The organism is Pauljensenia sp. C0170B4, from assembly GCF_056590235.1.
In genome coordinates this window covers 233,578-248,182 of the sequence record NZ_JBWPVS010000001.1, presented here as the reverse complement: position 1 = coordinate 248,182, position 14,605 = coordinate 233,578, and the positions used below count along the sequence as shown (strand labels likewise).

Below are 14,605 nucleotides of genomic sequence, written 5' to 3'. Positions count from 1 at the left end.
TTAAGACAAGACGTTCGAGTTAGAGGGAGAGCTATGGCAGCCAAACGACGCAAACCGCCAATGCGTCATATCAACATTGGCGACCTTTCGCGAGGTCAGGCCTCCAAACTAATCAAGGAAGCCGTAGAAAAAGATGAGTCTGCCTATATTTTGCGTTACGGCAAGCCAATTGCTGTGCTGATCTCAAATGACCGCTACGAACGAATGATGAATGAAGGAATTGATCCAAGTGAGCACTGAAAAACTAGCGAGTCATGTTTCGCTGATCTGGAATATCGCTGAGATTTTACGTGGCGACTACAAGGAACACGAATACGGTGACGTGGTCTTGCCCTTCACCGTGCTCACTCGCCTCGATTCGGTTCTGGTCGATACCAAGCAGGCAGTTTTGGACATCAAGGCCACGTCGATGCCGAACCAGATCAAAGAGCTCCAGTACGCCAAGGCAACGGGATACCCGTTTTGGAACACCTCGAACTTCACCCTAAAAACCTTGCTTGATGATCCCGACAATTTGGAGCAAAACCTGTCGTACTATGTGCAGGCTTTCGCCCCAGCTGCGCGCGAGGTTATGGAGGCCTACAACTTCTACAACGTGATTGAGCGCCTCGACAAGGCCAATCTGCTGTATCACGTGCTCAGCGAGTTCACCTCCGCGAAGGTAAACTTCCACCCTGACGCGGTGAGTAACGACCAGATGGGTTACATCTTCGAAGAACTCATCCGCCGATTCTCTGAACTGTCGAATGAGACCGCTGGTGAACACTTCACCCCGCGTGAGGTCATCAGCCTGATGGTCAACCTCTTATTCAACCCAGAAGAAGACATCAATCGACTCTGCGCAGACGGAGCCATGGCCTCACTGTATGACCCTGGGGTCGGCACCGGAGGAATGCTCTCCATCGCTGCGCAGCACGTTGATGACCTGAACGGGACTGCACGCCTCGAGGTGTACGGCCAAGAACTAAACCCGCAAACCTATGCAGTGGCTAAGTCCGACATCATGATCAAGGGCGAACGCCAAGAACGCATCTACCTCGGCAACTCACTGACTAACGACAAGACAGTAGGCATGCGGTTTGACTACATGTTATGCAACCCGCCCTTCGGCGTGAACTGGAAGAAATACGCCGACCCGATTCTAGAAGAGGCTGAACGCAAGGGCTACCAGGGGCGCTTCGGAGCGGGAACGCCGCGCGTGTCGGATGGCTCGTTCCTCTTCTTGCAACACATGATCTCCAAAATGAAGCCCTACGACCCCGAGGACCTCGTCAATGCCCCGGGCACACGGATCGGGATCGTGTTCAACGGCTCACCCCTCTTCACAGGTGGAGCCGGGCAGGGCGAATCAGAGATTCGCCGTTGGATACTTGAGAACGACTGGCTCGAAGCTATCATCGCCCTACCGGATCAGATGTTCTACAACACCGGCATTCTCACCTACATCTGGGTTCTTTCAAATAAGAAGGAACGTCGCCGCAAGAACAAGGTGCAACTGATCGACGCGACCAGTTACTTTCAGAGGATGCGTAAGCCCTTGGGTGAAAAGCGCAAAGAACTCACCGAAGACAACATCGCTGACATCACTCGCGTCTACGGCGCGTTCCAAGAAACCGAAGAGTCGAAAATCTTCGACACCGAAGACTTTGCTTACCACGAAGTTGTCGTGGAACGCCCACTACGTTTGAGCTTCCAAACCACCCCAGACGCGATCGAAGCACTCAAACAAGCCAAGCCATTCGTGGATCTTGCCACGTCGAGGAAACGAACCGAACCTGCGCGCACCGAAGAAATCGAGGTGGGCAAGCGGGTGCAGGACGCGGTCATCGCCACTCTCGAGGCACTCGACGCCGACCAGGTGTACTTCAACCGGGACGAATTCACCGACCTCCTCCGTAGCGGCATTAAAGACCATGACGAGAAGATCAGCATCACAGTGTTACGAAAGATCGTGGCCGAACTCGGCACAAAGAACCCTGACGCAGACATCTGCGTGGATGCGAAAGGTAACCCGGAGCCAGACGCGGACCTGCGTGACACTGAGCAGATCCCGCTCCGAGAGGATATCGAGGCATACTTCCAGCGCGAAGTGATCCCCTATGCCCCCGACGCCTGGATAGACCACGACAAAACCAAAATCGGCTACGAGATCCCCTTCACCCGCTACTTCTACAAATACGAAGAACTCGGCGACCCAGCCGAAACCCTCACCGAGATCCAAGCCCTCTCCGCTAGCATCCAAGCGGACATCGCCAAACTATTCAAAGAACAGGTGAAGTAATGGCTACAGGGAAATCGGGAGGACTTAATAACGGCTATCCGTGGCTTTCTGCAGTGCCTAGCGCGTGGAAAGCCAGAAAGATTAGTTCGATGTGTTATGTCCACGGGCGAATCGGATTTAAAGGGTACTCCCGACAGGATTTAGTCAGCAATGAGACTCCTGGAGCGGCCGTTGTGTTCGGGGGCACTAATATAGAGAAGAATGGAACGCTTGATTACGAAGTTCTATCATTCTTATCCCCACAGAAATACTTAGAATCACCCGAAATTGCTTTGAATGGCGGCGAGATTCTGATGACAAAAGTTGGTGCGGGAGTCGGTGATTGCGCAATCTATGATGGCAGATTTGAGAGGGCGACCATTAATCCTAATGTTCTGATTATTGAGCCAAAGTCTCCGGATATTTCAGCAGATTTTCTTCGCTATCGGCTCATATCATCGGATGCGCAGCTTGAGATTCGTCGCGAAAGTACAAAAGCGGGCGCTCAGCCAGCAATTAATCAAGCTTATGTGAAGCGGCTACGCGTCAGCATTCCAGTGCTAGCCGAGCAGCAATTCATCGTTGAGTTTTTGAATCGCAAGACGGCTGAGATTGATTCTCTCATCGAGAAGCTGTCTCTCCAGGTAGAGCTGTTGGAGCAGTATCGGCGTGAGTTGATCGCCCGCACAGTGACTCGTGGCCTTGATCCGGATGTGCCGATGCGCGACAGCGGAATTTCGTGGATCGGAGAGATTCCTTCAGCTTGGTCAGAAGACTCTCTCAAATCCATGCTTCGCAGAGTGAGTACCAAAAACAAGCCTGAACGCCGAGTTCTATCCGTGGAACGAGTGAATGGGGTCGTAGACCGAGAAACTGAGGGATCTCCGGATAATCACAACCGGCTACCAGATGATCTGAGTGGGTATTTAGCCGTGGATCGCGGGCAGTTTGCCATGAATAAAATGAAGGCGTGGCGTGGGTCTTACGGCGTTTCTAGGCTGGACGGGATCGTAAGCCCTGCATATTACGTGTTTGAGCTGAATTACCCCAACCCCGAGTTTTTCAACTGGGCGATCAGGTCTGATGCATACGTGCCCTTCTTTGGCCGAGACTCCTATGGAATCAGAACGGACCAATGGGATTTTAAGATGTCTGCACTTCGTTCGATTCCATTCTTTTCCCCACCTATCGACGAGCAAAATGAAATCGTTGCGTACCTAGAGCGAGAAACAAAAGCAATCGATTCCTCCGTAGAGGGTATCAACAGGCAGATTGAGTTGTTGAGTAAGTATCGCAAGCAGGTTATTAATGATGCAGTAACGGGCAAGGTCCGTGTGGGAGAGGTGGCGTGATGGATACGTCTGAGCGTAGGTTTGAAGACGAGATCGAGTATTGGTTGACTCACGTTGGCCCGTCCGAATTCGATCTCTATGAGTCGAAGTCGCCCTCGGGGTATGACAGGCAGCTCGGTTTGTATCCGCAGGACCTGCTGGATTTTGTGCGGGAGACTCAGCCGCAGCAGTGGGAGCGCCTGGAGCGTATTCATGGGGAGAAGGCTGGCGAAAAATTCTGTAAACGGGTGGCCAAACAGCTCGATGACCGTGGTGTGGTCGAGGTGTTACGCCGTGGCGTGGAAGACCTTGGGGCGAGGTTCAAGCTGGTGTTCTTTGCCCCGGGTTCGGATTTGAACGAGTTGTTGGCAGAGAAGTACTGGGCGAACCGGATGACGGTGGTGCGACAGCTGCACTATTCGACGAAGAACGAGAACTCGGTGGATACTGTGCTGTTCGTCAACGGCATACCTGTCGTCACACTGGAGTTGAAAAACCAACTTACTGGGCAGACTTATCGGAACGCAATTGACCAGTACAAGCGGTCCCGCCCAGCCAACGAGGTGCTGTTTGGGTTGAACCGGCGTGCGGTGGTGCATTTCGCGGTTGATACTGACGAGGCGTGGATGACCACCAAGCTCGCAGGGATGGACACGGTGTTTCTCCCGTTTAACCGTGGTTTTGACAATGGTGCTGGTAACCCGCCGGTACCAGGTAAGTACAAGACGTCTTATCTGTGGGAAGAGGTGCTGGCGAAGGATTCCCTGTTAGATATTCTGCATCGTTTCGTCCAGTTCATTCCGCATGAGAGCGACCGGCGTAAGGATAAGTTGATCTTTCCGCGCTACCACCAGCTTGATGCGGTGCGTGCGCTCGTTGCCGACGCTAAGGATAATGGTGCTGGGAAGAATTATTTGGTGCAACATTCTGCTGGGTCTGGTAAGTCGAACACGATTGCTTGGCTGGCGCATCATTTGTCGAACCTTCATGATGAACAGCAGCGTGCAGTTTTTGATTCGATTATCGTGATAACTGACCGGCGCGTGCTGGACAAGCAGTTGCAGGACACTATTTACGCGATGGATCATACCGCTGGCGTGGTGGTCAAGGTTGACAAGAACGCCCGCCAGCTTACCGAGGCGCTAGCTGATGGTGTGAAGATCATCATCTCCACTCTGCAGAAGTTCCCGTTTGTTGATGTTAGTCAGATCGCTACTTCTGGTAAGCGTTTTGCAGTGGTAGTGGACGAGGCGCACTCTTCCCAGACTGGTGAGGCTTCGGAGAGGCTCAAGCAGGTGCTCGCGGATACTGCCACGGCGGGTAAGGAGTCCGAGGAGGATCTGCTTGACCGCTATGCGGCTGCCGAGGCGCAGGTGGAGGCCGAGCAGCTGGAGATTGATGAACAAATCGCGGAGGAGCTGCGCGCGCAAGGACGCCAGCAGAACCTGTCTTTCTTCGCGTTTACTGCGACCCCGAAGCAGAAAACGCTCGAGATCTTTGGCACCCCGGTACCTGATGCCACCCCGGTTCCGTTCCACGTGTATTCGATGCGTCAAGCCATCGAAGAGGGCTTCATTCTTGACGTGCTCAAGAACTACACCACCTACCAGACCTTTTACCGGGTCGGGAAAACCACTGCGGATGATCCTGAATACTCGACCAAGCAAGCTAACAAGGCGCTCGGCAAATACTTGAGTCTGCATCCTTATAACCTGAGGCAAAAGGCTGAGATTATCATCGAGCACTTCCGCGCCAACGTCGCCCACAAGATTGGCGGCAACGCCAAGGCAATGCTGGTGACTGGTTCACGCCTGCATGCGGTGCGCTACTATTTTGCTTTCCGCAACTACATCAAGCAGATGGGGTATACGGATCTTGGCGTGCTGGTGGCGTTCTCAGGCACGGTCGAGGACAAGGGGGCGGAGTACACCGAGGAACAGCTCAACCAGATCCCCGAAGCGGAGTTGCCGGAGAAGTTTGCCACTGGCGAGTACCAACTGCTGCTGGTGGCTGAGAAGTATCAGACGGGCTTCGATCAGCCGCTTCTGCACACGATGTATGTGGACAAGAAGCTCCACGGGGTCAAAGCGGTACAAACCCTGTCGCGGATCAACCGTATGCATCCGGGTAAGACCGACACGTTCGTGCTCGACTTCGTCAACACCGCAGAAGATATCCAGAAGTCGTTCCAGGACTACTATATTTCCACCGGGATCACCGAGGAAACCGACCCGAACATCGTCTACGACCTCTATCACTTCCTCGCTTCCTATCATTTGTGGACAGACAAGGAGATCGAGGGCTTTACCAAGGTGTTCTTCACCGAGTCAAAGAAGCAAACGAACCTCGATTTCAGCCGCCTTAATGCTTACCTTGACCCTGCTGTCGCCCGGTTTGACGAATTGACCGAAGAGGACAAGCTCGAGGTGAGGGCGCGGATGAATAAGTTCAACCGTAACTATGATTTCCTGACCCACATAATCCGCTACGACGACGAGCGGCTCCACCGCTTCGCCGCCTACGCCAAGCTGTTGGTGCGCAAGCTCCGCATCGAGGGCGACCCCACCCCACATTTGGAAGACGAAGTTGCCCTGCAGTACTACCGCCTCCAGCAGGTCTACGAAGGCTCCATCGACCTGTCCGCTGAGCAAGGGCAGCTGTCGAATAACCCCGACACCGGCGGTGCGAGCGAGGACGAGAAGGACAACCTGTCCAACATCATCTCCAAGCTCAATGACCGCTGGGGTACTGAGTTCACCCATATGGATAAAGTCATCGAGCAGCTCACTGAGGACATGGTCGAAGATGCTGAAGTCAAGTCCCGCGCCCACAACTCTCTCGACATGTTCTCCATCGTGTACGCCGAACGCATCCAAGACATCGTGCTCGACCGGATGAACCAGAACCAAGACTTCGCGATCAAGTATCTGTCGGATCTGCAGTTCAAGGCTGACATTGACCGAATCTTGCTCCCGCTGATTCATTCCCGTCTAAACCGTAAAGACTAACTAGCCATCCAAGATATAGACCCACTCGACACGCCATCGAGCGGGTCTACTTGCACCCCACTTATTAACATGTTAGCATGTTAGCGAACGCTGGAAGGGAGAAGGAATGAGCGACAATCTAGAGTTCGGTGAATTTATCGCCGAACGCCGCAAACAGCATGAGTACACAATGAGGCAGTTTGCCAACATGATCGGCGTAACCGCCCCTTACCTCAGCGACATTGAGAAGGGTCGCCGAGCGGCACCCGACAGCAAGCTCAACGAGATTGCAACAGCCCTGCGCCTTACCAACGCGGAGCGTGAGCAGATGTTTGACCTGGCTGCAAAGACCAGAGACAACCAGGTTTCCGCAGATATATCGGGCTACATCATGGAAACCGATCTAGCCCGCGTAGCTCTGCGTCGCGCGAAAGAACGCGATCTTAGCGACAAGCAGTGGAAAAGCATTATCGACATTATTGAAGGCGAGGATTTTAGCCAGTGAGCATTCCACCCCAGTACCTCAGCAAGGACAAGCTTGAATCCAAGGCCGAGGAAATCCTTGCAGAATATCGTGGCGGCGCGCATCTTGAATCTCCCGCGCCGCTAGATGTTGACAGCTTCGCAGAGTTTCACTTGGAAGCCACCATTGACTATCACCGACTCTCCGCAGATGGCAGCGTTCTGGGCATGTCAGTCTTCCAAGAACTCTCTATACCGGTCGTTGATCATGCGGGCTGCAGTAGCGATGTCGTATTTCCATCACGGACGATCGTGATCGACCATCAAGCACTCAGCGGCTCACCCGAGAGCCGACTGCGATTTACCGTCGCGCACGAGTGCGCGCATCTGATCTTACATCGGAACATCTACTACCGGGATCCTTTAATGAAATGCTCAGGCAACACCGGCTACCGCCCCTTTACGACCAACACTGAAGGTGTGCGAAGCGACAAGGTCGACCGTGCGGAATTTCAAGCAAACTACCTAGGGGCCGCACTCTTGATGCCTCGAGACCCCTTCTCACAGATGTATCGGACGCTGGTTCCAGGTAGCTGGTACGACCTTGCCGAGCGGCGGAAAAAAGCTGTCGTATGCAAACTTGCCGATACATTCGAGACATCGTTGCAGGCAACTAGCCTTCGAATCAAAAACCTCAAGCTCGCCGCGTAATGATCACAGCTTTGAGCTTGAGGCTCTTTTTTATCTATTTTGTTCGCAAGTTAGCGAACTAGTAAATGAAGGGAGGTGTGATGGAAACAGTCAAGAACGCAGCAGGAAAAACAATCCGCCGAGTCGATCTACGGCGCAGGCAAATCGAAATCGTCCACAAGGGCTATTTGTCACGGCTGTGGTTTGACGAAGTTGGCCACTTCCACGAATGCCATGAGCGCAGGCCTCACCAGGTCATTAACGCTCAAGCACACAACTGAATACCGATCACACAAGTTCGATCCGCAGAACCGCTAGACGGGCATGGGTCACGCATCACCTCAATTTCGAGGCGCGTGAACCTGCCCGTCTTGTCGTTTCTACGGCTCGACGGGCTCCTGCGGATCTCAATCCGACAGGAGAACGCCAATGCGAAATCGCAAGACAGGGCAAAGCCCCCACAATTCAAGCCCATCACTGACCATCCGCTTCAAGCATGAATCCGACCGTGGTGGTAACAAGTCCGAAACTGAAACCTACATCCTCAACCCGGACGAATTCGCGCTCATGATCGAAAATGATCGCCGTGAACGCGCCCAGCAGGCTGGGAAATCTATCGAGGACATCAAGCCGCGCGATCCACAGGAAATCGTTGATGAACTGTGGAATGCCGAAGAGAAGGTGAATCACGAGTTCCATCGCGGTGACCGAGGACCTGGTGCGAACAAATGCACCTGTGGCGCGGGCTGCGGTGAGCGTCGTGGATGCCGTCTTCCCTCAACTCACCCTTGGTCGCTGGATCAGATGTTCGAAATCGATCGTGATCCTACCACCTCAGGGCACACTCCAGAAGACGCCCTGATTGCCGCAGAGGAGTCTCGCAACCGTGCAGCTGATCTGGCGGCCATGTGGGCAGCTATCGCACAGCTCGGTGACCGGCATCAGCTTGTCGCTGAACTGATGGTTGAGCAGGGCATGAGCCAAGCCGATGTGGCCAGGCATCTGGATCTGTCGCGAGCTCGGGTTTCGCAATTGTTTCGCGAGGTGAAGACCGCAGTGATCGAGGCAGTTGAACAGTCGCGGCTTAACACTCCTGCGGTTCTCGGCAGTGGGGTGAGAGGGCCAGCCGATGAGGCAGGTCCCCAACCCAAGAAAGGCAGGTAACGGAGATGACCCAGCACAGGCTCAAGCTCCACATCGCCAAAGATATCCCGACCGATCCGGGAATCGTTGGCACCAAAATCGTAAAAATACGCGAACGAATAGCACGAGTTTTGTTTGGTGCTCCGCGCAGGTTGATGATCATCGTCCCTGGCGACAGTGTTGACGAGATTGATATTCGTGAAAAACCCGATGACTCTTTGATGGCTCTAGCTGAAGCTGTCGGTGTGGCTAAAGGCGGTGAATCGAAGTGAACATCACGCAAGCGAACAACGTTATTGCTGCTCTTAATCGTGTTGCCGAGCTGGTTACTAGTCTAGCGGCTGATGTGGAATCGGCTGCCTGGGAAGGCTTCGAAGATCATGTCGGCATGCCAGGTACGCGTCCTATTGCTGCTGCCCAGCTCGCTCAGCCAGCCCTTGAGGCTGCAGCAGCTGAACATGAGCAGGCGCAAGCAGAGGATTCGCCTCAGGTTGAAACTCCAGATTTGGCGCTTTCACTTGAGGATGTACGCGCGGTTCTTTCTGATCTTTCCAGTAAAGGACTGACCAAGCAGGTGCGTCAGCTGATTGTGGATGCGGGGGCTGATCGTCTCTCGGAAGTAGATCCAGCTAATTATGAATGGTTGCTTACGCGGGCGAGAGGACTTGCTGATGCCTGATCAACATGCTCTCTTATCGGCTTCTGGGGCGCACCGGTGGCTGAATTGTCCGCCATCAGCCCTAGTGGAGGCTGGCTTGCCGGATTCTACTTCGGCTGCTGCCGAGCAAGGCACCATCGCTCACGCTCTTGCGGAGTGGAAGTTACGTCGCGCCTTACACCTCTCGCCAAGCATGAAACCGGAGTCCACCTGGATTGATAGTGAAATGGAGGCCCTCACCGACGACTATCTTACTTTCGTGCAAGAGCGCCTGCGTGAAGCGCGCAAGACGTGCAAGGATCCCGTGGCGCTCATCGAGCAGCGCCTTGATTACTCGCATCTCGTTCCTGGTGGGTTTGGTACCGGGGACTGCGTGCTTATTGCCGAGCCTTTGTTGCAGATTATTGATTTCAAGTACGGCCAAGGCGTACTGGTTGAGGCTGAGAAGAATCCGCAGCTCGCGCTGTACGCCCTCGGCGCACTTCACGCTTTCGATGCTCTTTACGAGATTAGCGAGGTTGCGGTGACGATTTTCCAACCCAGACGATCCAACGTAGCGACCTGGCATGTCAGCGTGGCAGATCTTCAAACCTGGGCTGAAGAGGTTGTGCGCCCTACAGCGAAGCTGGCTTCGAAAGGCGAAGGCTCTTTTACCGCAGGTAGCTGGTGTCGGTTCTGCAAAATAGCCCCTACCTGCCGCACCAGAGCCGAAAAGAATCTGGAGCTAGCCAAACTCGAGTTCGCTCCCCCACCCCAACTCTCCGATGCAGAGATTGCCCAGGTACTCACGAAACTACCTGAGCTAAAGAGATGGGCATCCGATGTAGAGTCCTACGCACTGTCCCTTGCGGTCAATCAAGGCAAGACCTGGGCTGGTTTCAAACTCGTCGAAGGCAGAAGTATCCGCAAATATGTCGACGAAACCAAAGTCGTGGAGACAGCCCAGGCTGCCGGGATTAACGACATTTTCGAGCGCAAGCTCAAGACGATCACGGCGCTGGAAAAACAGCTGGGCAAGAAACGGTTCAACGAACTCCTTGGAGATTTGGTTATCAAGCCGCCCGGTAAACCCACACTGGTACCTGAAACCGATAAACGACCCGCGCTAACACTCAGCGCGGCTGAAGAATTTCAAAAAAAATAAAACCAAGAAAAATACAGAAAGAAGGTAAATAACCATGTCAGTAAAGAATCCAACTCGAGTCATCACCGGCGAAGTACGTCTTTCGTACGCGAATCTGTTCGAGCCGAAATCCATCCAAGGATCCAAACCGAAATATTCGGTAAGCCTGATCATCCCAAAGTCTGACAAAGTGACGCTGGCGAAGATTGAGGCCGCTATCGACGCAGCCATTGAAGCAGGCACAGCTAAGTTCGGCGGTAAACGCCCAAACAAGGCTGCGCTGAAGTTACCGTTGCGTGACGGGGATACAGAACGCGATGATCCGCCATATGAGGGAGCGATGTTTGTTAACGCTAACTCCACTACCCCACCTCAAGTGGTAGACGAGTCACTAGCCCCAATCTTGGATCGATCCCAGGTCTACTCAGGGTGCTACGCCCGCGCGAGCATTACCTTCTATGCATTCAACACCAATGGCAATAAGGGAATCGCCTGCGGACTGGGCAACATCCAAAAAATTCGGGACGGTGAACCGCTCGGTGGCGGACACGTCAGCGCTGAGGAAGACTTCGCTGCGTTTTCCACTGCTAACGAGGACTTCCTTAACTAGCAGGTAAATACATACCAGTGGTGGGCAGTAGCTACATGGTTGCTGCCCACCACACCTGATTTTGAAGGATTAAACCTTGAAATATCTAAGTATTGATCTGGAAACTTACAGCCCCCTTAACCTCTCCAAGACCGGGGTCTACCCATATTCTGCCCATCCTGACTTCCAGATCCTCCTGTTCGGCTACGCCATAGACGAGCAGCCAGTGCAGGTGGTTGACCTGGCGAGCGGAGAAAAACTACCCGATGAGATACTTGCGGCTCTGGTGGATCCTGGTGTGGTTAAGTGGGCGTTCAACGCGTCCTTCGAACGCATCTGCCTCTCATCTTGGTTACACCGCTACCACCCAGAACTATTACCTCAAGGCAGTTTCCTGGATCCTACTCAGTGGCGCTGCTCCATGGTATGGGCTGCATATCTTGGGATGCCAATGAGCCTAGACCAAGTAGCTCGCGTCCTTGACTTGCCGGTGAAGAAAGACGCGGCCGGTAAGAAACTAATCAAGCAGTTCTGCACGCCAGCGACCCCAAACCTGATTAACAAGGGCGCGCGGCGTAATCTACCCTCGGCGGATCCGGAAGGCTGGAAAGCGTTCATCGAATATAACCGCCATGACGTAGAAGTAGAACAAGCCATCCACACCCGCCTGGCAAAGTTTCCCGTACCAGAGGCCGAGTGGGAAGCCTATAGCTTGGATCAGCGCATTAACGATGCTGGGATCAAGCTCGATGCGACCTTTGTGGATGCCGCCGTTACCCTTGACGAAAAGCATCGGCATACAACTCTGGATCGTGCCCAAGAGCTGACTGGTTTGGAGAATCCGAATAGCCCGATCCAGCTTAAAGACTGGCTGACCCAAAATGGTTGTCCTCTCGATTCGCTTACGAAAGCCGAGGTGGCAACCGCCCTCGAGGACGCTAGAGGCGTAGTTAAAGAAATACTTCAGCTGCGCGGGGATCTCGCAAAATCTTCCGTCAAGAAGTATCAGGCCATGCAAAACGTCTCCGGGGCGGACGGGCGAGCGCGCGGACTCCTACAGTTTTATGGGGCAGGGCGTACCGGACGTTTTGCAGGCAGGTTAGTTCAAGTGCAGAATCTGCCGCGTAATTATCTGCCTGACCTCGATGAAGCTCGTACCCTTGTAAGGACCGGGAATCTTGAGGCGCTGGAGTTGCTCTACGATTCGGTGCCAGACACTCTCTCTCAGTTGATTCGCACCGCTTTCATACCCGCCTCCGGTAACCGTTTTATTGTCGCTGACTACAGCGCTATTGAGGCCCGCGTGATTGCCTGGCTCGCAGGTGAAAAAACTACACTCGAGGCCTTTCGCGATGGCAAGGATCTATATTGTGAGACTGCTAGTCGCATGTTCAAAGTTCCAGTTGAAAAACACGGTGTAAACGGCGAGCTACGACAAAAAGGCAAAATAGCGGTACTGGCTTGCGGCTATGGCGGCTCCGTCGGCGCGCTTAAAGCAATGGGCGCGTTGCGCATGGGACTGGCCGAGGACGAGCTCAAACCCATCGTGGATGCTTGGCGGGCTGCTAACCCCCATATTGTCTGGTTGTGGCAAGAAGTAGAAGATGCAGCACTTACAGCCATCACCACTAGACAGCCTATTCGGCTACGCAACCTTACCTTTACGCTTGAGTCTGGCATCTTGTTCATCACCTTGCCATCCGGTAGAAGGTTGGCATATGTGAAACCAGGTTTGGGTCAAAACAGGTTCGGTGGCACCTCCATCACCTACTGGGGAATCAACACCGGACGCAAGTGGGGACACCTGGAAACCTATGGCGGCAAACTCACAGAGAATATCGTTCAAGCCATAGCCCGCGACCTACTCGTTAACGGTATGCAAAACGTTGCTGAATCCGGCCACCAGATTGTGATGCATGTTCACGACGAAATCGTCATCGACGAGTCCGTAGATTCCGGCTTCACGGTAAAAGACGCCTGCCAGCTGATGTCACGCCTGCCAGGTTGGGCTAAAGGTTTGCCCTTGACCGCAGACGGATACGAGTGCGCCTACTACCGCAAAGACTAGATGGTTTTGGTTGCCCAGAGAGGATTTTCTTGCCAGTTATCGGGCATGCCAAGGTGGCTTATCGGTAGCGGCTTAGCCTGGGGGTACTTTTCAAGGAGTTTAGGAAGACGAGTTGTGTTCCCTAGGTCTAGGCGAACGAGAAGATACTGGATCAAAGTTAATTGCCCGAAAGTGCGGTTTACCACGCCTGCAATCATGTCCAGTTCGGTATGGCGGCCTTTTCTAGGTAACCGTGGCTTGATGGTGTAAACCCTGTTAAACATGCGCGCGTGATGGGCTGAATAATTACGCAAAATATTTAGCGCCTTCAACCACGAACCGAATTGGGCTGCAGTCAAATCTACGCGAGCCGCGATTGTGTCTCGCACACCGATGGGAGCTAACTGGTACAGGTAGGTCAGTGAACCCCAATCCATCACTTCTACAGCAGCCCAAATAGGAAGCTTGCCACCATACTTTTTATTGTGGTGAGCAACGAAGTCTTCGCGCGATGCACGTAGTTCTTTTTCGTAACGTGCCAGCCACTTTTGGTACCCGGCAGACGACCCTTCGCCGTCAGATGCTTGTGATAGCGGCCCGAGAACATTTGGGTGTAGATGCGCGAAAGTGTCGATGCGACCGAGTTCGTGCCCAAGCATGGAGCGCACCGAAAGCTCTATCGGAGCAAGACAGGCAAACACAATCTCACGAAGCTTGCAGTCGAACATGTAGACGGCAGCTACATCATCCAAGGTCGTGCCCTCGATAAAACTATCAGCACGTTTCCCCGGTTCTAGTAGTTTGCGCCATGAATACCAGTATCCCGAAAGACGATAGTAATTCACCCGTTCGAGTAGCCGGCACGCTTCAGAATCAGATTCGATTAGCATGCCGCGTTCACGCAGCAAAGCTATCTGCTCGCCATGCGTTTTGAACTGCTTAGCCAAAGGAGCATCTAGAGACTGTGGCATCACCAACTCCTACTCGGCCGTAGAAACAATGAGGACCGGCCCTGGACCCTCACGGGCGGAACCGGTCTTGATAGCACCATTCTAAGCGAGAACAACGAAAATAACAACCAGTAAACGTCTTGTGTCTGTAGCAAACCCAGCCCGTCTGCGACCAGTATTTCTCGAACACAACCATAGAGCTGTTCCTAGATACTGCTGCGCAGCGTCACACGGTCTAGTTCACGCGCTTTGCTTATCAATGTTTTTCACGCCCCTGATCAAGCCAATAGGTCAGGGATTGTTCCACGGGATAAACCCAGCATCGCTACAACGTATATTCCCTATTCGTTTCTGGTTCCGCTGCC

At 53.4% G+C, this 14,605-nt stretch carries 14 protein-coding genes; 13 read left to right on the top strand and 1 reads right to left on the bottom strand.

What is annotated here, in order from left to right; all coding sequences use genetic code 11:
- Positions 1 to 33 precede the first annotated feature (33 nt).
- The 13 genes from AC1EJ1_RS01125 (at position 34) to AC1EJ1_RS01065 (ending at position 13,311) form a co-directional block, all read left to right on the top strand.
- The gene (locus AC1EJ1_RS01125; protein ID WP_480295211.1) at positions 34 to 240 is read left to right on the top strand and encodes a type II toxin-antitoxin system Phd/YefM family antitoxin; all 207 of its coding nucleotides are present in this window, start codon (positions 34 to 36) and stop codon (positions 238 to 240) included.
- Positions 212 to 2,281, top strand: a complete 2,070-nt coding sequence (locus AC1EJ1_RS01120; RefSeq protein ID WP_480295210.1) for a type I restriction-modification system subunit M — start codon at positions 212 to 214, stop codon at positions 2,279 to 2,281. Before AC1EJ1_RS01125 ends, AC1EJ1_RS01120 begins: the two co-directional genes overlap by 29 nt.
- Positions 2,281 to 3,612 carry a restriction endonuclease subunit S gene (locus AC1EJ1_RS01115; protein ID WP_480295209.1) on the top strand — a complete coding sequence of 444 codons (1,332 nt, stop codon included), beginning with the start codon at positions 2,281 to 2,283 and terminating at the stop codon, positions 3,610 to 3,612. The genes AC1EJ1_RS01120 and AC1EJ1_RS01115 overlap by 1 nt, the downstream gene beginning before the upstream one ends.
- Positions 3,612 to 6,599 (top strand): type I restriction endonuclease subunit R, encoded by a 2,988-nt coding sequence (locus AC1EJ1_RS01110; RefSeq protein ID WP_480295208.1) that lies wholly within the window; start codon positions 3,612 to 3,614, stop codon positions 6,597 to 6,599. Before AC1EJ1_RS01115 ends, AC1EJ1_RS01110 begins: the two co-directional genes overlap by 1 nt.
- A 106-nt stretch (positions 6,600 to 6,705) precedes the next feature.
- Positions 6,706 to 7,083 (top strand): helix-turn-helix domain-containing protein, encoded by a 378-nt coding sequence (locus tag AC1EJ1_RS01105; RefSeq protein WP_480295207.1) that lies wholly within the window; start codon positions 6,706 to 6,708, stop codon positions 7,081 to 7,083.
- The gene (locus tag AC1EJ1_RS01100; RefSeq protein ID WP_480295206.1) at positions 7,080 to 7,751 is read left to right on the top strand and encodes an ImmA/IrrE family metallo-endopeptidase; all 672 of its coding nucleotides are present in this window, start codon (positions 7,080 to 7,082) and stop codon (positions 7,749 to 7,751) included. The genes AC1EJ1_RS01105 and AC1EJ1_RS01100 overlap by 4 nt, the downstream gene beginning before the upstream one ends.
- Positions 7,752 to 7,831: 80 nt before the next feature.
- Complete coding sequence (locus tag AC1EJ1_RS01095) at positions 7,832 to 8,011, top strand: hypothetical protein (protein WP_480295205.1); 180 nt, start codon at positions 7,832 to 7,834, stop codon at positions 8,009 to 8,011.
- Positions 8,012 to 8,159: 148 nt separating this feature from the next.
- Positions 8,160 to 8,894 (top strand): sigma factor-like helix-turn-helix DNA-binding protein, encoded by a 735-nt coding sequence (locus AC1EJ1_RS01090; protein ID WP_480295204.1) that lies wholly within the window; start codon positions 8,160 to 8,162, stop codon positions 8,892 to 8,894.
- Between the two features lie 5 nt (positions 8,895 to 8,899).
- A complete protein-coding gene (locus AC1EJ1_RS01085) occupies positions 8,900 to 9,145 on the top strand; it encodes a hypothetical protein (protein WP_284899058.1) in 246 nt (81 codons plus the stop codon).
- A complete protein-coding gene (locus AC1EJ1_RS01080; protein WP_480295203.1) occupies positions 9,142 to 9,552 on the top strand; it encodes a hypothetical protein in 411 nt (136 codons plus the stop codon). The genes AC1EJ1_RS01085 and AC1EJ1_RS01080 overlap by 4 nt, the downstream gene beginning before the upstream one ends.
- Positions 9,509 to 10,675: a DUF2800 domain-containing protein gene (locus tag AC1EJ1_RS01075; protein WP_480295202.1), complete on the top strand. Its 1,167-nt coding sequence runs from the start codon at positions 9,509 to 9,511 to the stop codon at positions 10,673 to 10,675. The genes AC1EJ1_RS01080 and AC1EJ1_RS01075 overlap by 44 nt, the downstream gene beginning before the upstream one ends.
- A gap of 34 nt (positions 10,676 to 10,709) precedes the next feature.
- On the top strand, positions 10,710 to 11,264 hold the full coding sequence (locus AC1EJ1_RS01070) for a DUF2815 family protein (RefSeq protein ID WP_480295201.1): 555 nt from the start codon (positions 10,710 to 10,712) through the stop codon (positions 11,262 to 11,264).
- A 76-nt stretch (positions 11,265 to 11,340) separates the two neighbouring features.
- On the top strand, positions 11,341 to 13,311 hold the full coding sequence (locus AC1EJ1_RS01065) for a DNA polymerase (protein WP_480295200.1): 1,971 nt from the start codon (positions 11,341 to 11,343) through the stop codon (positions 13,309 to 13,311).
- On the opposite strand, the gene AC1EJ1_RS01060 is transcribed toward AC1EJ1_RS01065, so the two are convergent.
- Positions 13,308 to 14,261: an Abi family protein gene (locus AC1EJ1_RS01060; RefSeq protein WP_480295199.1), complete on the bottom strand. Its 954-nt coding sequence runs from the start codon at positions 14,259 to 14,261 to the stop codon at positions 13,308 to 13,310. The two genes, AC1EJ1_RS01065 and AC1EJ1_RS01060, sit on opposite strands and share 4 nt — an antisense overlap.
- Positions 14,262 to 14,605 lie beyond the last annotated feature (344 nt).